Here is a 17228-nt window from a genome sequence, read left to right on the forward strand (position 1 = left end):
CCCGTGGGTAATAAGAATCAACCCCCAGTGGGCATCTGTGACGAACTAGGCGCCTTGGCGCTCCCGTCCCGCCACCCCCTGGGGCGTCGGTAGTCTTTCCCTCATGTACGGCTACGACCAGAGCCCGGGCGCCGGGCAGCAGCAGTACGCGCCGCCGCAGGGCGGGTACGGGCAGCAGGCTCCGCCGCTGTACCCGGAGCCGTCACCGCCCTCGCTCACGGACGCGGTCCGCGCGTTCACCACGGGCTCGATGTCCGCCGAGGACTTCCAGCAGATCTTCGCCTCGTCGAAGGTCTACTGCCCGCGCGGGGACAACCCGGGCTTCCTCGCGCTGCACAACACGCAGCAACCGGTGATCCCGATGTTCAGCACGCTCAAGGAGCTGCGCAGGTACGCGGGCAAGGAGTCCAAGTACTTCGTCATCACGGGCGCCGAGGTGATCGACCTGCTGCCCACCGGGTACGGCTTCGTCCTCGACATGGAGGGCGAGCACCGGATGGTCTTCGACGCGAAGGCGGTCGAGGAGATGGTCGACTTCGCGATGCGCCGCATGTATGGCTAGGCGCCATTACTTCGTAGACGGCTAGCTCCTCCGCCCCCCCTGACCGGCTCGTACGGGCCCGGACGCGCCTCGCGTCCGGGCCTTTCGCATGCCCGGGAATAGTCGGCGACTTGCGAGATGTTCACTGTTCAACTAAATTGATGGCAGACCCCGAGGAGGCCGCCATGCCCGCTGTGACCGTCGAGAACCCGCTGACCCTGCCCCGTGTGGCCGCGCCGGCGGACGCCGTGGCGCGCCCCGTGCTCGCCGTGACGACCGCGCCCAGCGGTTTCGAAGGGGAGGGTTTCCCGGTGCGCCGCGCGTTCGCCGGGATCAACTACAAGCACCTCGACCCGTTCATCATGATGGACCAGATGGGTGAGGTGGAGTACGAGGCCGGCGAGCCCAAGGGCACCCCCTGGCACCCGCACCGCGGCTTCGAGACCGTCACGTACATCATCGACGGCACCTTCATCCACCAGGACTCGCACGGCGGTGGCGGCACCATCACCAACGGCGACACCCAGTGGATGACGGCCGGCTCGGGTCTGCTGCACATCGAGACGCCGCCGGAGTCGCTCGTCATGAGCGGCGGTCTGTTCCACGGCCTCCAGCTGTGGGTCAACCTGCCCGCCAAGGACAAGATGCAGAACCCGCGCTACCAGGACATCCGCGGTGGCCAGGTCAAGCTGCTCACGACCGCCGACGGCGGCGCGCTGCTCCGTGTCATCGCCGGTGAGCTGGACGGCAACGAGGGCCCCGGCATCACGCACACCCCGATCACGATGGTGCACGCCACCGTCCGGCCGGGCGCCGAGGCGACGCTGCCCTGGCGCGAGGACTACAACGGGCTCGTGTACGTGCTCGCGGGCAAGGGCACCGTCGGCGCCGACCGGCGTCCCGTGCACACGGGACAGACCGCCGTGTTCGGCGCGGGCTCGTCCCTGACCGTGCGCGCCGACGAGAACCAGGACGCGAACACCCCCGACCTCGAAGTGGTCATCCTGGGCGGTCAGCCGATCCGTGAGCCCATGGCGCACTACGGCCCGTTCGTGATGAACAACAAGGCCGAGCTCCAGCAGGCCTTCGACGACTTCCAGGCCGGAAAGCTCGGCGTCATCCCGAGCAAGGAGCGCCTGCCGCACACGTGATGCGGTGCACGAACCAGGAGAAGTGACGCAAGAAGTGACGCACCGTCACTCGGCCGGACCCGGCCGGGAGGCGGGGCGTTCGCGCGCATGATCAACTGGCGGGGTGCAGACCGGTAAGCCACTCCTCCCCGATCCCGCCCGCCGCCTCGCCGCCTGGTGCGTCGTCGTCCTGCTCGTCGTGGGTGTCGCCGCCGTCGGTATCGCGCTGGTCATCATCTTCCAGTCGGCCGTCACGCCCGTGCTGCTCGCGCTGCTCGGCACCGCGCTGCTCGGACCGGTCTTCGAGTGGCTGACCAAACTGAAACTGCCGCGCGCGCTGGCCGCCATCCTCACCTGCGTCGCGCTCGTCGCCGTGGTCGGCGGCGCCGGCTACATCGTCGTCACCGCGCTGATCGACACCGGCGAGCAGATCGTCGACTCGCTCCGGCAGGCCGGCGACTGGCTCAGGGACCACGTGGGCATCGTCGGCGCCGACGACCTCGGCAACGTCGCCGACAACGCCAAGGACCAGGTCGGCAAGTGGGGCTCCAACCTGGCGGGCGGGGTGATCGCCGGGCTGTCCGCGCTCGGCTCGCTGCTCGCCACGAGCGTGCTCGCGCTGCTGCTCACCTTCTTCTTCCTGAAGGACTCCAACCGGGCCACGGGCCTCGCGCGCAGCATCGCCCCGCACCACGGCGAGATCCTGGAGGCCATGGGGCGGCGGGCCTTCGAGGCGATCTCCGGATTCATGCGCGGCACGACGTTCATCGCGCTCATCGACGCCATCTGCATCACGATCGGGCTGCTGATCCTCCAGGTGCCGGGCGCGGTCGGGCTCGGCGCGCTGGTCTTCGTCGGCGCGTACATCCCCTACCTCGGCGCGACCCTGTCCGGGGCCGTCGCCGTGCTCGTCGCGCTCGCCGACCGGGGGCTGATCATCGCCCTGTGGACGCTCGGGGTGATCCTCGCCGTGCAGCAGCTGGAGGGGCACATCCTCCAGCCGATGATCCAGTCGCGGACCGTCCAGATGCACCCCGCGATGGTGATGCTGGCGATCACGGCGGGTGCGGCGGTCGCGGGCATTCTCGGGATGCTGCTGGCGGTGCCGCTGGTGGCCGCCGCGTTCGGCGTCCTCGGGGAGTTGAGGAGGCGTTACGCGCCGGATGACATGGGCGAAGACCCGCCTTCTGTTTCACGTGAAACGGGTGACGGGGCGTCCGGGGCCGCCGGGTCCACCGAGTCCGCGGGGTCCGCGGGGTCCGCGGGGTCCGTCGAGGGCTCGTAGAGCTCGAACCAGATGTTCTTGCCGTCGCCCCGCGGGTCCACGCCCCAGCGGTCGGCGAGCAGCTCCATGAGCACCAGACCGCGCCCCGACGACGCCAGCTCGCCGGGGCGCCGCTTGTGCGGCAGGTCGTCGGAGGCGTCCGCGACCTCCACGCGCAGGCGGCGGGGTTCGGCGCCGTGCCGGGTCATCTCGGCGACCAGGAGCGCGTCGCCGTCGGTGTGCACCAGGACGTTGGTGACCATCTCGGAGACGAGCAGCACCGCCGAGTCCGTCTGATCCGGGTCGGCCCAGTCGTGCAGCAGCTCCCGCAGCTGCTGGCGGGCGGCGGCGATCCGCTCGGGCTCGGCCTGGGCGACGGTCATCGCGGTGCGCCGGGTGACGGTGGCACCGGCCGACTGGGTGGTGCGGCGCAGCAGCAACAGCGCGATGTCGTCCTCGCGGCGGTCCGCGAGCGGCCCCGTGGTGTGGTGCGAGGAGGGGCCGTGGACCGCCTGCACCAGGGCGTCGGCCATCTCCTCCAGGCGCTCGTCCGGGCCGGACTCCAGGGCCGAGCGGATCCGCGACCAGCCGGTGTCGAGGTCGTGCCCGCCCGTCTCGATCAGGCCGTCCGTGCAGATGAGCAGCGTCTCGCCGGGTTCGAGGACGAGGCGGGTCGTCGGATAGTCCGTGTCCGGGTCGACGCCGAGCGGCAGTCCGCCCGCGGTGGGACGGACGAGGACGGTGCCGTCGGCCATCCGGATCGCGGGGTCCGGGTGCCCGGCGCGGGCGATCTCCAGGACGCCGGTGGCCGGGTCGGCCTGGACGTACAGACAGGTCGCGAAGCGCGGGTCGGCCCCGGAGTCGTCGGTGTCGCCGATGCCGTGCAGGAAGCGGGAGGCGCGGGAGAGCACGGCGTCCGGCCTGTGCCCCTCGGAGGCGTACGCGCGCAGGGCGACCCGGAGCTGCCCCATGAGGCCCGCCGCGCGCACGTCGTGGCCCTGCACGTCGCCGATGACCAGGGCGATGCCGCCGCCGGGCAGCGGGATCATGTCGTACCAGTCGCCGCCGACCTGGAGCCCGCCGCCGGTCGGCACGTACCGGGCGGCGATGCTCATGCCGGGGATCTCGGGGCCGAGCGAGGGCAGCATCGTCTTTTGCAGGCCGTCGGTGAGCTCCCGCTCGGACTCGGCGACCCCGGCCCTGGAGAGGGCCTGCGCCAGCATCCGGGCGACCGTGGTGAGGACCGAGCGCTCGTCGGGCGTGAAGGACACCGGGTAGGTGAAGCCCGCCATCCACGCGCCGATCGTGCGGCCCGCGACGATCAGCGGCAGGAACGCCCACGATTTGCGCTCGAAGCGGGCGGCCAGCGGCCAGGCCGCCGGGTAGCGGGCGCGGTACTCCTCCGGTGAGGACAGATAGACCGCGCGTCCGGTGCGGACGACCTCGGCGCCCGGATAGTCGGTGCGCAGGTCCATGTCGGTGAACGGGGACTCGTCGCCGTCCTCCTGGCCGTGGTGCCCGATGACGGTGAGCCGGTCGCCCGCGACGCCGAACACCGCGAGGCCGTCCGGCGAGAACCCCGGCATGGAGAGCCCGGCGGCGACCCGCAGGACCTCCTCCGTGGACCCGGCCTCGGCGAGCGCCCGCCCCGCGTCCAGCAGGAAGGCCTCGCGCGAGCGCCGCCAGTCGCCGGTCACCGGGGTTCGCGAGGCGGCCTCAGGCGGCGGCTCGGAGACCTCCTGGAGCGTCCCGATCAGCTCGTACGAGTCCGGGGCGTCGCCGTGCACGATCGGCTTGGAGCGGCTGCGTACGGTGCGCAGCACCCGGCCCTTGCCGTCCATGACGCGCAGCCGGGCCTCGGCGAGGGTGCCCTCGGCGACGGCGAGCTGCACGATCCCGTCTATCTCGTTCCAGTCGACCGGATGGAAACGCGCGCGGGCGGCGGACTCCGTCAGGGCGACCGGCTCGCCCCCGGGGATGGTGGGCAGGCCGATCAGCCGGGCGGCCTCGGCGTCGAAAGTGACGAGCCCCGCCCGGTTGTCCCATCGCCACAGCCCGGTGGCCAGAGCGGCGAGAACGTCCTCCACGGGAGGGAGGGGCTCACCAGTGCGCATTGCACCACTCTAGAAAGAGGTGATCGCCGGGTGCCACCAGAGGAGCGGCGGGGCGGCGCCGACGGGCCGCCCGGAGCGGCCGCTGTGCCCGGTACGCTTGGGGGGATCCCGGTTGTCTCCCGGGGAACCCCAAGTGCAAAGGCTGGATGAACGACGATGCATCGGTACAGGTCCCACACCTGCGGCGAGCTCCGCGCCTCTGACGTCGGCTCCGACGTCCGGCTGAGCGGCTGGCTGCACAATCGCCGAGACCTGGGCGGCATCCTCTTCATCGATCTGCGCGACCACTACGGCATCACGCAGCTCGTCGCCCGTCCGGGCACCAAGGCTGCCGAGGTCCTCGACAAGCTGACCAAGGAGACGGTCGTCCGCGTCGACGGCAAGGTCGTCTCCCGCGGCGCGGACAACGTCAACCCGGAGCTGCCCACCGGCGAGGTCGAGATCGAGGCGTCCGAGGTCGAGGTGCTCGGCGCGGCCCAGCAGCTGCCGTTCCAGATCAACCAGGACGACGGGGTGGGCGAGGAGCGCCGCCTGGAGTACCGCTTCCTGGACCTGCGCCGCGAGCGCATGCACCGCAACATCATGCTGCGCAGCGAGGTCATCGCCTCGATCCGCTCGAAGATGGTCAACCTCGGCTTCAACGAGATGGCGACGCCGATCCTCGCCGCGACCTCCCCCGAGGGCGCCCGCGACTTCGTCGTCCCGTCCCGCCTGAACCCGGGCAAGTTCTACGCCCTCCCCCAGGCGCCGCAGCAGTTCAAGCAGCTCCTGATGATCTCGGGCTTCGACCGCTACTTCCAGATCGCGCCGTGCTTCCGCGACGAGGACGCGCGCGCGGACCGCTCGCCGGGCGAGTTCTACCAGCTCGACATCGAGATGAGCTTCGTCGAGCAGGAAGACGTCTTCCGCCCGATCGAGAAGCTCATGACGGAGATCTTCACGGAGTTCGGAGGCGGCCGCGAGGTCACCAGCCCGTTCCCGCGGATCCCGTTCCGCGAGTCGATGCTGAAGTACGGCAACGACAAGCCGGACCTGCGCGCCAAGCTCGAACTCGTCGACATCACCGACGTGTTCGAGGGCTCCGAGTTCAAGGCGTTCGCCGGCAAGCACGTGCGCGCGCTGCCCGTCCCGGACACCGCCTCGCAGTCCCGCAAGTTCTTCGACGGCCTCGGTGACTACGCGGTCGAGCAGGGCGCGAAGGGCCTGGCCTGGATCCGCGTCGGCGAGGACGGCACGTTCGCGGGCCCGATCGCCAAGTTCCTCACCGAGGAGAACGTCAAGGTCCTCACTGAGCGCCTCGGCCTCGCGGCCGGCCACGCCGTGTTCTTCGGCGCGGGCGAGTTCGACGAGGTCTCGAAGATCATGGGCGCGGTCCGCGTCGAGGCCGCCAAGCGCGCGGGCCACTTCGAGGAGGGCGTCTTCCGCTTCTGCTGGATCGTCGACTTCCCGATGTACGAGAAGGACGAGGAGACCGGCAAGATCGACTTCTCCCACAACCCGTTCTCCATGCCGCAGGGCGGTATGCAGGACCTGGAGGAGAAGGACCCGCTTGACATCCTGGCCTGGCAGTACGACATCGTCTGCAACGGCACGGAGCTGTCCTCCGGCGCGATCCGGAACCACGAGCCGGAGATCATGCTCAAGGCCTTCGAGATCGCGGGCTACGACCGCGACACCGTCGAGGCCGAGTTCGCGGGCATGCTCCGCGCGTTCCGCTTCGGCGCCCCGCCGCACGGCGGGATCGCCCCGGGCGTCGACCGCATCGTCATGCTCCTCGCCGACGAGCCGAACATCCGGGAGACCATCTCGTTCCCGCTGAACGGCAACGCGCAGGACCTGATGATGGGCGCGCCCACCGAGCTGGACGAGTCGCGCCTGCGCGAGCTCAACATCCAGCTGCGCAAGCCGGTCGAGAAGAAGTAACCGGCTGTACGTGCGTCAGGTCAGGGCCCGAGGTCGAAGGACCTCGGGCCCTGACGCGTTCTGCGGCATGCTCAGCCCGAGCGCGGCACGACGAGCCCCGACTCGTACGCCGCCACCACTGCCTGCGCCCGGTCGCGGACTCCGAGCTTGGCGAGGACCCGGCTGACGTGGGTCTTCACGGTCTCGCTGCCGACGACGAGACGGGCCGCGATCTCCTGGTTGGACAGGCCCTCGGCGATCAGGCGCAGCACCTCGCGTTCGCGCGGGGTCAACGCCTCCACGGCGCGGGCCTGTTGGGGCTCCGCGCGCGGGCGCAGGCGAGTGAACTCCGCGATGAGCCGGCGCGTGACCGTCGGCGCGAGCAGTGCCTCGCCCGCCGCGACGACGCGGACCGCCTCGAAGAGCCGCTCGGCCTGCATGTCCTTCAGCAGGAAGCCGCTGGCGCCCGCGGCGAGCGCGTCGTACACGTACTCGTCGAGGTCGAAGGTCGTCAGCATCACGATGCGGGTGGCGGCCAGTTCGCGGGTGATGCGGCGGGTCGCCTCGATGCCGTCCATGCCGGGCATGCGGACGTCCATCAGGACCAGGTCGGGGCGGACGTCGCGGCAGATACGGAGTGCTTCGGCGCCGTCGGGGGCGCTGCCGACCACCGTGAAGTCCTGCTGGCTGTCGAGGAGCGCGCCGAACCCGGCCCGTACGACGTCCTGGTCGTCGGCGACGACGATACGGATGGCGTCGCTCATGAGGCGGGGGGCCTTACCGGCAGGATCGCGTCGACGAGGAAGCCGCCCGCCGGGGCCGGGCCCGCGTGCAGGGTGCCACCCGCCATCGCGATGCGTTCGCGCATGCCGAGCAGTCCATGGCCCGGTTCGCCGGGGCCCGTGCCGGGGCCGCAGTCCCGTACGCGTATCGCCAACTCGCTCTCCCTGTAGTGCAGTTCGACGTCCACGGCGACGCCCGGCGCGTGCCGGCGCGCGTTGGTCAGGGCTTCCTGGACGATGCGGTACGCGGTGAGTTCCAGGCCCGGGTCGAGGGCCGTGACGTGCCCGCGGACGATGAGGCGGACGGCCGTGCCGGTCGCCGCGCGGGCCTCGTCGACGAGGGTGACGAGCTGGTCGAGGCCCGGCTGGGGCGTACGGGTCGCGGCTCGCGCGGGTTCGGCCGGGGCGTCCTCGCGCAGCACACCGAGCAGCCGGCGCATCTCGGTGAGGGCGAGCCGGGCCGTGTCGCCGATGGCCAGGAACCGCTCGGCGCCCTCGGGCGGCAGATCCGGGGTCGTGTACCGGGCGGTCTCCGCCTGCACCGAGATCGTCGAGATGTGGTGGGCCACGATGTCGTGCAACTCCCGTGCGATGCGGGCTCGTTCACCGAGCGCGGCATGGGCGAGGGCCGTGTCCGCGTACGCCCAGTCGGCGGCGGAACGGCGAGCCGCCTCGGCCTTCGCGCGCCGGGCGCCGCCCGCGGTGAGCGCGGCCGCCGCGCCCGCGAGGAGGACGACGCCGTAGGGCCCCGCGTCGTCCGTGAGCGCGTACGCGGTGAAGGGCACGGCGAACAGGACGGCGGTGCGGCCCGGCCGGCGCCGCCCCACCAGGTACAGGGCGGCGGCGAGCGCCGGGAGCCCCGCGTACAGCGTCCGCCCGTACGTGAGGGGGGCCAGCAGCGCGGCCGCGGTGAGGGCGGTGGCGGTGAGCAGGAGCTGGGAGCGGACGAAGGCGAAGGGGGCGGTCGCGCCCAGCGCCAGGGCGAGGAGCCCGGGGAGGCCGGGGAGTGCGCGCGCCGGGTCGTGCCCCTGTCCGGTGACCTCGCCGAGGGCAAGGAGGGCCAGAGCCGTGGCGGCGAGCAGCGGCAGGTCACGCGCGGTCGCCGCGCGCCGCACTCCTGCCCGTGCCTCGGTCCAGGTCCGGATCCAGGTCATGGCGGTCATTATCGGCGGGTCGTACCGCGAGCGGCGTCCCCCTGCGGGGGGAGCGTCCCGCCCGCGAGACCACGCCCGGGCGGGACGCCGCCGCGCCGCCCGGTCCCTAACGTCAACGGGCATGACGGATATGACGATCGAGGCCCGCGGGCTGTGCAAGCGGTACGGGGCCACCATGGCCGTGGACGACCTCAGCTTCACCGTCGAGGCCGGGCGGGTGACCGGGTTCGTCGGGCCCAACGGGGCCGGGAAGTCGACGACGCTGCGCATGATGCTCGGGCTCGACCGGCCCGACAGCGGGGCCGCGCTCATCGGCGGGCAGGACTACACGCGGCTCGCCGACCCGCTGTCCACCGTCGGCGCCCTGCTGGACTGCGAGGCGCTGCACCCGGGCCGGCGCGCCCGCGACCATCTGCTGTGGCTCGCCCACTACAACGGTCTGCCGAGCCGCCGCGTCGACCTCGTCCTCGACCAGGTCGGCCTCGCCTCCGCCGCGAAGAAGCGCGCGGGGGGCTTCTCCCTCGGGATGCGCCAGCGGCTCGGCATCGCGGCCGCGCTGCTCGGCGATCCACCCGTGCTGATCCTCGACGAGCCGGTCAACGGGCTCGATCCCGAGGGCATCCAGTGGATCAGGAACTTCCTCAAGTCCCTTGCCGCGGAAGGCCGAACGGTCCTCGTCTCCTCGCACCTGATGAGCGAACTCCAGGACACCGCCGACCACGTCATCGTGATCGGCCGGGGGCGGCTGCTCGCCGACACCGACGTCGCCGCGCTGCTCGACGAGGCGTCCGGCGAACGCATCGCCCTGCGCACCGGCCGCCGCGCCGAGGCCCTCGCAGTCCTCGCGGGCGCCGACGCCACCGTCGCCGTGACCGGGCCCGACGCGCTCACCGTCACCGGTCTGGCCGCCGAGGAGGTCGTCGCCCGGCTCGGCGCGCACGGCATCCCGTTCTCCGAACTGTCCCGGCACCGGGCCACGTTGGAGGAGGCGTACATGGAACTCACCGGCGGGGCAGCGGAGTTCTCCGCTACCGGACCGAGCGCGCAGGAGACGTCGTCATGAGGCCGCCGATGGTCCCGATGGTCCGTGCCGTGCGCGCCGAGTGGACCAAGCTGCGCAGCGTCCGCAGCACGCCCCTCGCGCTGCTCGCGCTGCTCGCCCTGAGCCTGCTGCTGACCGTCGCCTCGGCGAACGGCAGCCAGTTCAGCTACGGCGGCCCGAAGAAGTACGACGCCTCGACCTTCGTGCACCGCCAGGCCGCCGGTGACGGCACCTTCACCGTGCGCGTCGCCGCGCAGAAGAACAGCGCCGACTGGGCGAAGGCGGGCCTGCTCCTGAAGAACGGCACCGCGAGCGGATCCTCGTACGCCGCCTTGATGGTGACGCCGGAGCACGGCGTGCGGATGATGGCCGACGGCACGCACGAACTGACCGGCTCCGGCAGCGCGGACGCCCCGCGCTGGCTGCGGCTCGTACGGGCCGGGGACCGGGTCACCGGCTACGAGTCCGCGGACGGCCGCGCCTGGACGAAGGTCGGCACGCTCACCGTCGCCGGACTGCCCGCCACCGCGGAAGCGGGCCTCTTCGTCACGTCGCCGTTCGACGGGAAGGAGGAGCGCACCGGCCCCGGCGAAGTGCGTATGCACCCCAGGGCCACACTCGGCAGGGCCGTCTTCGACCACGTGACCTTCCCCGCGCGGGCCGGTGCCGCCGTCTGGCGGCAGACGGACATCCAACAGTCCGTGAAGAAGGGGGAGATGGCCGACCCCGTCGCCGCCCCGAAGCCCTTCAGCGCACACGACGGCACCTTCACCCTCACCGGCAGCGGTGACCTGGGCGGCCTCGGCATGGGCGGCGTCGGACAGCTCGGCGGGCAGCCCGACCTGGTCAAGATGGCGCTCGACGACGGCATTCAGATCGCGACGATCGCGGTGATCGCCCTCGGCGTCCTGTTCATCACGTCCGAGTACAAGACCGGGACCGTGCGCACCACGTTCACCGCGAGCCCGCGGCGCGGCCGGGTGCTCGCCGCGAAGGCGCTCGTCCTCGGCGCGACGGTGTTCGTCGTCGGCCTGGTCGCGAGCGTGGCGGAGTTCCTCGTCGCCCGCCCCGCGCTGCGCGACAACGGCTTCGCCCCTCCCCTCTTCCCCGAGCTCTCGCTCACCGACCCGGCGACGATGCGGGCGATCGTCGGCAGCGCGGCGTTCCTCGCGCTGGCCGCCGTGCTGAGCCTCGGGGTCGGGGCGCTGCTGCGGCGTGCCGTGCCCGCCGTGGTCCTGATGATCGTCACGTTCGTGGTGCTGCCGATCGTCGCGCAGACCACGTCCATCGGGTTCAGCGACTTCGTCGGCAGGTCCACGCCCACGGCCGGCCTGGCGGTCCAGCAGACCCGCAGGCTCCTCGACACCGTCATCACGCCGTGGGCGGGCTTCGGAGTGCTCTGCCTGTACGTGGCCGTCGTGCTCGGGGCGGCGCGGTGGCGGCTGGCCGGGCGGGACGTATGACGGGCGTGAGCGCCTGGCGGGCGATCCACGGGGAATGGACCAAACTCCGGACCGTTCCCGGGCAGTTGTGGACGGTGGCGTCCGTGACCGGGGTGATGGTCGCGTTCACCGCGCTGATCGCGGCGAGCGCGGGCAAGGGCCAGTCGGGGGTCCTCGCGCCGACCGCGCTGTCCCTGTCCGGGGTGTACCTGGCGCAGACGGCGGCCGCGCTCGTCGCGGTCGCCGTGGTCTGCGGCGAGTACCCGCGCATGATCCGTACGACCCTGGCGGCGAACCCGCGGCGTACGACGGTGTTCCTGGCGAAGACAGTGGTGACGCTGGCGGCGGTCCTGGCGGCGGCGCTCCCCGCGGTCCTCGGCTCGTTGGCGGCGGGCCGGGCGGTGCTGGGGAAGAGGCCGGGCTTTCCTCAACTGCCTCTGTCCTCAGGGGTGTTGTGGCGGGCGGCGCTCGGCACGGTCGTCTATCTGCTGCTCGTCGCGCTGCTGAGCGTGGGGGTGGCACTGGTGGTCCGGCACGCGGCGGCGGCCGTCGGCGCGGTGATGGCGCTGCTGTACGGGCCCTACCTGGCCACGCTGATCATCACGATGCCGGAGCACGTGCTGCACCGGGTCCAGAGGTTCTCCCCGATGACGGCGGGCCTCGCGATCCAGACGACGACCGGAACCGGTACGGCCCCACTCGCCCCCTGGACGGGCATCGCCGTCCTCGCCGCCTACGCGGGCGGGGCGCTGGTGGTGGGGTGGGGTGCGCTGAGGGAGTGGGCGCGCTGAGCAGCGCGAAGGGCCCGGAACCGGGGATCGGTTCCGGGCCCTTCGGCTTGGTGCGTTACGCCTCCGGCTCGCCGCCGAAGCGCTCCTTGTAGGACTCCAGGTCCTCGTCGGTGATCTTGGCGAAGAGGACCGGGGGGACCGTGAAGGGGGTGCCGGCGGGGACCGTCGTCAGGGACGAGGCCTCCTCGGGGGTGACCCAGTCGGCGTCGTCGCCCGGGAGGTCGAACGCGGCGCGCATGGCGGCGGCCGAGGCCGGGATGAAGGGCTCGGAGACCACCGCGTAGAGGCGGATGAGGTTCATCGCCGTGCGCAGCGTGAGGGCCGCGGCGTCCTTGTCGGTCTTGATCTCCAGCCAGGGGGCCTTCTCCTCCAGGTAGGAGTTGCCCGCCGACCACAGGGCGCGCAGTGCCGCCGCGGCCTTGCGGAACTGGAGGGCCTCCATCTGGGTCTCGTACTCGGCGAGGAGGGTGGAGATCTCCTGGCCCAGCCTGGTCTCGGCCTCGCCCGGGGTGCCGCCCTCGGGGACGTCGTCACCGAAGCGCTTGCGGGAGAAGGACAGGACGCGGTTGACGAAGTTGCCGAGGGTGTCGGCCAGGTCCTTGTTCACCGTCGCGGTGAAGTGCTCCCACGTGAAGGAGGAGTCGTCCGACTCGGGGGCGTTCGCGATGAGGAAGTAGCGCCAGTAGTCGGCCGGGAGGATCTCCAGGGCCTGGTCGGTGAAGACACCGCGCTTCTGCGACGTGGAGAACTTGCCGCCGTAGTACGTCAGCCAGTTGAAGGCCTTGAGGTAGTCGACCTTCTTCCACGGCTCGCGGATGCCCATCTCCGTGGCCGGGAACATGACGCTGTGGAACGGGACGTTGTCCTTCGCCATGAACTCCGTGTACCGGACGTCGGAGGCGCCGGCCGGCTCGTACCACCACGACTTCCAGTCGCGCGTCTCACCGTCGGGGGCCTGGTCCGCCCACTCCTTCGTCGCGCCGATGTACTCGATCGGGGCGTCGAACCATACGTAGAAGACCTTGCCCTCGGCCGCCAGCTCCGGCCACGTGTCCGCCGGGACCGGGACGCCCCAGTCCAGGTCGCGGGTGATCGAGCGGTCGTTGAGGCCCTCGGTCAGCCACTTGCGGGCGATGGAGGAGGCGAGGTGCGGCCACTCGCCCGCGACCTCGTCGATCCACGCCTCGACCTCTACCTGGAGCTTCGACTGGAGCAGGAAGAGGTGCTTGGTCTCGCGGATCTCCAGGTCGGTGGAGCCGGAGATGGCGGAGCGCGGGTCGATCAGGTCCGTCGGGTCCAGGACGCGCGTGCAGTTCTCGCACTGGTCGCCGCGGGCCTTGTCGTAGCCGCAGTGCGGGCAGGTGCCCTCGACGTAGCGGTCGGGCAGGAAGCGGCCGTCGGCGGGCGAGTACACCTGCCGGATCGAGCGCTCCTCGATGAACCCGTTCTCGTTCAGCTTGCGGGCGAAGTGCTGGGTGATCTCCGCGTTCTGCTCCGAGGAGCTGCGGCCGAAGTGGTCGAACGCGAGACCGAAACCGTCGTAGACCGCCTTCTGCGCGTCGTGCGCCTGCGCGCAGAACTCGGCGACCGGGATGCCGCGCTCCTTGGCCGCCAGCTCGGCGGGGGTGCCGTGCTCGTCCGTCGCGCAGATGTACAGCACGTCGTGGCCGCGCTTGCGCAGGTAGCGGGCGTACACGTCGGCCGGGAGCATGGACCCCACCATGTTGCCCAGGTGCTTGATCCCGTTGATGTACGGAAGGGCGCTGGTGATGAGGTGTCGAGCCATCGGGGGCTGCTCCCGGGTAGTGACGTGGGTGGAATCTAGAAATCGTAGCCGACATGGGGCGGCCGCCCGCGCGGTGTTTACCGCGCGGACGGCCATGGGGTGTCGGGGCCCTGCTGGGCGGGGTTGCCGGTGGGCTACGGGCCGGGGTTACGGGCGCCAGGCCTCCAGGAGGCCCTCGTAGAGCTCCGCGTCCGTGAGTTCCAGCGGGGTCTCGCCCGCGTGGAAGACCGCGGCGTTCTCCGCCTTCAGCTTGCGGAGGTAGTCGAAGTTCTTCGAGTCCGGGTCGCCGAACGTCACGAACTGGAAGAAGAGCGGGTGCTTGGCCGCCTCCGCGAGGGCCTCGTTCGCCGGGCGCTGGGTGTCCGGGGGGCCGTCCGTCTGGAAGATCACCAGGGCCGGGGCGGTGGGGTCGTCCGACTTCTCGTGGTGGGCGACGACCTCTTCGATCGCGCGGTGGTAGCTGGTGCGGCCCATCCGGCCCGCCTCGGCGTGCCACGCGTCGATCTTGCCCTCGTAGGCGTCCAGGGTGAGGTCGCCGGAGGCGTCGATGTCCGTCGAGAAGATCACCGTGTGGACGGTGGGGGTCTTGCGGGCGTCGAGGTGGGCGGCCAGCGCGACGGTCTGCTCCGCGAGGGCGGCGGTCGAGCCGTTCTTGTAGTACGGGCGCATGGAGCCGGAGCGGTCCAGGACGAGGTAGACGGTGGCGCGGGTGCCGGTGAGGCCGTTCTTCTTCAGGGCCGTGCCGGCGGCGGAGTGGGCGGCCGCGAGGCCGGGGGCGCGGGTCTTGACCTTGGCGGGCGTGTGGGCGGGCTTGCCGGGCTTGGCGTCTCCGGTCGCTTCGGCCTGCGCGGGGGTCTTTACCGGGGCGGGGTCGACCTTCTCGGTCTTCTCGGCCTGCGCCGGGGTCTTTGCCGCGACGGGGTCGACCTCTTCGGACTTGTCGGCCTGCGCCGGGGTGCCGTCTTCGTCGGCCTGCGCCGGGGCGGGCTCCGTTGCCTCGACGGGGTCGGCCCCCTTGTCCTCTTCTGCCTGCACCGGGGGCTGTGCCCACCCGTCCCGCCCTGCGGGACGCCTGCCCACAGCGGGGGCGGGAGCCGGAGCCTCGGCGTCGTCCGTGGGCTCGCCCACGGCGGGAGCGGCGGCCTTGGGCTCGGCCGTCTCCGCCTCGTCCTCCGCAGATGCGGCAGCCGCAGCCTCGGGCTCCGCGTCAGCGGTCTCCTCCGCCTTGAGCTCGGCCGGAGCGGACTCCTCGGCCTTCACGTCCTCGGCCGAAACGGACTTCTCGGCCGCCGTCGACTTCTCAGCCGCAGCCTGCTTCTCGGCCGGAGCGGGCTTCTCAGTCGAGGCCGACTCCTCAACCGCAGCCTGCTTCTCAGCCGGAGCCGACTTCTCGGCCGCAGCCGACTCCCCAGCCGCAATCGACTTCTCAGCCGGAGCCGACTTCTCGGCCTGAGCGGGCTTCTCGGCCTGAGCGGGCTTCTCAGCCGCCGCCTGCTTCTCAGTCGAGGCCGATTTCTCGGCCGCAGCCAACTTCTCAACCGGAGCCGACTTCTCAGCCGCCTGCTCCTCAGCCGCAATCGACTTCTCGGCCGCAGCCGACTTCTCAGCCGGAGCGGGCTTCTCAGCCGCAGCCGACTCCCCAGCCGCAATCGACTTCTCAGCCGGAGCGGGCTTCTCAGCCGGAGCCGACTTCTCAGCCGCAATCGACTTCTCGGCCGGAGCGGGCTTCTCAGCCGCCGCCTGCTTCTCAGTCGAGGCCGACTCCTCAACCGGAGCCTGATCCTCGACCGGAGCCGTTTCCTCGGCCGCAATCGACTTCTCAGCCGCAGCCGACTCCCCAGCCGCAGCCGACTCCTCAACCGGGGCCGACCCCTCAACCGCAGCCGACCCCCCAGCCGCAGCCCGCTCCTCAGTCGGCCCCCCGGAGCCCCGGGTCACCCGGTCGCCGCCCGCCGGAGGGGACGGCTTTGGGACCGAGATGTTGTCGAAAGCTGCCGAGACCAGGTCGTCCGCTTCGCCCTTGGAGGGGGCGGGGACCGTGGGAGGGTCCGTTGTGGCGGGCGATGGGTCCGCGGCGGCAGCGGTCTCGTCCTTTTTGCGCGACCGCCCGAACGCGTTCCGCAGCAGATCCAGAATGCCCATGTGCGCAACCTTCCGCATGAGTTGTCCCCGACGTCCCTGGAACCCCTGGCCAGGGCGGACACGTAAGGTTAGCCGCCGCAGGCCGTGATCTTGGGCAGGGTCGGGTCGTTCGACCGAGCGGACAACTGCCGCCCTTTCTGTGCGGTTTCAGTCGATCACGCCCGACTCCGTGAGACGTGTCCGATACGCCGGTGACTGGTGTGCCGACTCCCAATAGGCCTCCCGCAGGGCCGGCAGCACCGCGTCCAGGACGGGTTCGGAGCGGGCCGCGAGGAGGAGCCGTACCGCCACGGGGTCGCCCTCCAGGGGGCGGATCGCCATGTCGGGGCGGGCGAGGGACGTCGGCTGGCAGAGCGTCACCACCTCGCCGGTCGCGACGAGGTTGGACGCGGTCAGGTAATCACCGTGCAGAACGCGCGGGTTGAGGCCCGCCGCGCGGAACGCGCGGAGCAGGCCGTCCCACTCGCCGTCCACCGTCGGGTCGATCATCCAGCGGTCCTCCGCCAGGTCGGCGAGGCGGACGACCGGGCCGCGGGCCGCCGGGTGGTCCGCCGGCAGGGACACGTACTGGGGTTCGCGGGCGAGGAGGACCTTGCAGGTCAGGGACTCCGGTATGCGGAGCGGGCTGCCTTCCACCTCGTGGACGAACGCCACGTCGAGGCCGCCGTCGGCCACCAGGCGGAGCAGCGCGTGCGCCGAGACGTCCATGCGCAGCGACGGTTCGTGCGGCGAACTCGCGCGCAGGCGGCGCAGCCAGCCCGGTATCGCGCGGCTGGCCGTGGAGCCGATGCGCAGGAGGCCGCCGGTCACGTCCCGCGCCATCGCACGCGTCTCGTCGACGAGCGCGCGCAGGTCGTCCACGAGCGGCCGGGCCCGTGTGAGCAGGGTGCGGCCGAGCGGCGTGGGGCGGCAGCCGGTGCGTTCGCGGACGAACAGGTGGCCGCCGAGGTGGTCCTCGATGCGGCGCAGCTGCGTGCTGAGCGCGGGCTGGGTCATGCCCAGGTGCCGGGCCGCCTTGTGCAGGCTGCCGGTGTCCTCGATCGCGCACAGGACGCGCAGGTGCCGCACCTCCAGCTCCATGAGCGTCGAGCGTAGGCGGGTACCGTGCGCCGCACCAGGGTCAACCGTGTGGTGATAA

12 protein-coding genes and 1 pseudogene are annotated in these 17228 nt (G+C 71.7%); 7 read left to right on the plus strand and 6 right to left on the minus strand.

Annotated elements, in window-relative coordinates; genetic code table 11:
- Nucleotides 1-103: 103 nt before the first annotated feature.
- The 3 genes from ACNYS0_RS21555 (at nt 104) to ACNYS0_RS21565 (ending at nt 2956) form a co-directional block, all read left to right on the plus strand.
- The gene (locus ACNYS0_RS21555) at nt 104-562 is read left to right on the plus strand and encodes an SseB family protein (protein ID WP_266711827.1); all 459 of its coding nucleotides are present in this window, start codon (nt 104-106) and stop codon (nt 560-562) included.
- 164 nt (nt 563-726) lie between these two features.
- Nucleotides 727-1692, plus strand: a complete 966-nt coding sequence (locus ACNYS0_RS21560; RefSeq protein ID WP_422475935.1) for a pirin family protein — start codon at nt 727-729, stop codon at nt 1690-1692.
- Nucleotides 1693-1795: 103 nt separating this feature from the next.
- A complete protein-coding gene (locus ACNYS0_RS21565) occupies nt 1796-2956 on the plus strand; it encodes an AI-2E family transporter (protein ID WP_422475937.1) in 1161 nt (386 codons plus the stop codon).
- Here the strand turns inward: ACNYS0_RS21565 and ACNYS0_RS21570 are convergent.
- A pseudogene (locus ACNYS0_RS21570) lies at nt 2938-5049 on the minus strand (ATP-binding SpoIIE family protein phosphatase); the annotation flags it as partial. The gene ACNYS0_RS21565 and the pseudogene ACNYS0_RS21570 overlap by 19 nt on opposite strands.
- 156 nt (nt 5050-5205) lie before the next feature.
- Here ACNYS0_RS21570 and aspS point away from each other — a divergent pair.
- Nucleotides 5206-6972 (plus strand): aspartate--tRNA ligase, encoded by a 1767-nt coding sequence (aspS, locus tag ACNYS0_RS21575; protein WP_422475939.1) that lies wholly within the window; start codon nt 5206-5208, stop codon nt 6970-6972.
- A gap of 71 nt (nt 6973-7043) precedes the next feature.
- Here aspS and ACNYS0_RS21580 read toward each other — a convergent pair whose 3' ends face one another.
- On the minus strand, nt 7044-7715 hold the full coding sequence (locus ACNYS0_RS21580) for a response regulator (protein WP_422475941.1): 672 nt from the start codon (nt 7713-7715) through the stop codon (nt 7044-7046).
- Nucleotides 7712-8887, minus strand: a complete 1176-nt coding sequence (locus ACNYS0_RS21585) for a sensor histidine kinase (protein WP_422475943.1) — start codon at nt 8885-8887, stop codon at nt 7712-7714. Before ACNYS0_RS21585 ends, ACNYS0_RS21580 begins: the two co-directional genes overlap by 4 nt.
- A 121-nt stretch (nt 8888-9008) precedes the next feature.
- On the opposite strand from ACNYS0_RS21585, the gene ACNYS0_RS21590 reads away from it, so the two are divergent.
- The 3 genes from ACNYS0_RS21590 to ACNYS0_RS21600 are packed head-to-tail and all read left to right on the plus strand — an operon-like array spanning nt 9009 to nt 12162.
- The gene (locus ACNYS0_RS21590) at nt 9009-9950 is read left to right on the plus strand and encodes an ABC transporter ATP-binding protein (RefSeq protein ID WP_422475945.1); all 942 of its coding nucleotides are present in this window, start codon (nt 9009-9011) and stop codon (nt 9948-9950) included.
- A complete protein-coding gene (locus ACNYS0_RS21595) occupies nt 9947-11392 on the plus strand; it encodes a hypothetical protein (RefSeq protein ID WP_422475947.1) in 1446 nt (481 codons plus the stop codon). The genes ACNYS0_RS21590 and ACNYS0_RS21595 overlap by 4 nt, the downstream gene beginning before the upstream one ends.
- The gene (locus tag ACNYS0_RS21600; protein ID WP_422475949.1) at nt 11389-12162 is read left to right on the plus strand and encodes a hypothetical protein; all 774 of its coding nucleotides are present in this window, start codon (nt 11389-11391) and stop codon (nt 12160-12162) included. Before ACNYS0_RS21595 ends, ACNYS0_RS21600 begins: the two co-directional genes overlap by 4 nt.
- A 55-nt stretch (nt 12163-12217) precedes the next feature.
- Here the strand turns inward: ACNYS0_RS21600 and metG are convergent, their stop codons facing one another.
- From metG to ACNYS0_RS21615, 3 genes are all read right to left on the minus strand, one after another.
- Nucleotides 12218-13948, minus strand: coding sequence for a methionine--tRNA ligase (gene metG, locus ACNYS0_RS21605; protein ID WP_422475951.1), 1731 nt, complete (start codon nt 13946-13948; stop codon nt 12218-12220).
- A 147-nt stretch (nt 13949-14095) separates the two neighbouring features.
- A complete protein-coding gene (locus tag ACNYS0_RS21610; RefSeq protein WP_422475953.1) occupies nt 14096-15478 on the minus strand; it encodes a VWA domain-containing protein in 1383 nt (460 codons plus the stop codon).
- A 759-nt stretch (nt 15479-16237) separates the two neighbouring features.
- Nucleotides 16238-17170, minus strand: coding sequence for a LysR family transcriptional regulator (locus ACNYS0_RS21615; protein WP_422475955.1), 933 nt, complete (start codon nt 17168-17170; stop codon nt 16238-16240).
- Nucleotides 17171-17228 lie beyond the last annotated feature (58 nt).

The sequence above is a fragment of the Streptomyces anthophorae genome (genome assembly GCF_049310305.1).
Lineage (GTDB): Bacteria > Actinomycetota > Actinomycetes > Streptomycetales > Streptomycetaceae > Streptomyces.

Bases quoted from the DNA above. Each gene is read 5' to 3' on its own strand.
- ACNYS0_RS21555 (WP_266711827.1), top strand. From the start codon at position 104: ATGTACGGCTACGACCAGAGCCCGGGCGCCGGGCAGCAGCAGTACGCG.
- ACNYS0_RS21560 (WP_422475935.1), top strand. From the start codon at position 727: ATGCCCGCTGTGACCGTCGAGAACCCGCTGACCCTGCCCCGTGTGGCC.
- aspS (WP_422475939.1), top strand. From the start codon at position 5,206: ATGCATCGGTACAGGTCCCACACCTGCGGCGAGCTCCGCGCCTCTGAC.
- ACNYS0_RS21580 (WP_422475941.1), bottom strand. From the start codon at position 7,715: ATGAGCGACGCCATCCGTATCGTCGTCGCCGACGACCAGGACGTCGTA.
- ACNYS0_RS21585 (WP_422475943.1), bottom strand. From the start codon at position 8,887: ATGACCTGGATCCGGACCTGGACCGAGGCACGGGCAGGAGTGCGGCGC.
- ACNYS0_RS21590 (WP_422475945.1), top strand. From the start codon at position 9,009: ATGACGGATATGACGATCGAGGCCCGCGGGCTGTGCAAGCGGTACGGG.
- ACNYS0_RS21595 (WP_422475947.1), top strand. From the start codon at position 9,947: ATGAGGCCGCCGATGGTCCCGATGGTCCGTGCCGTGCGCGCCGAGTGG.
- ACNYS0_RS21600 (WP_422475949.1), top strand. From the start codon at position 11,389: ATGACGGGCGTGAGCGCCTGGCGGGCGATCCACGGGGAATGGACCAAA.
- metG (WP_422475951.1), bottom strand. From the start codon at position 13,948: ATGGCTCGACACCTCATCACCAGCGCCCTTCCGTACATCAACGGGATC.
- ACNYS0_RS21615 (WP_422475955.1), bottom strand. From the start codon at position 17,170: ATGGAGCTGGAGGTGCGGCACCTGCGCGTCCTGTGCGCGATCGAGGAC.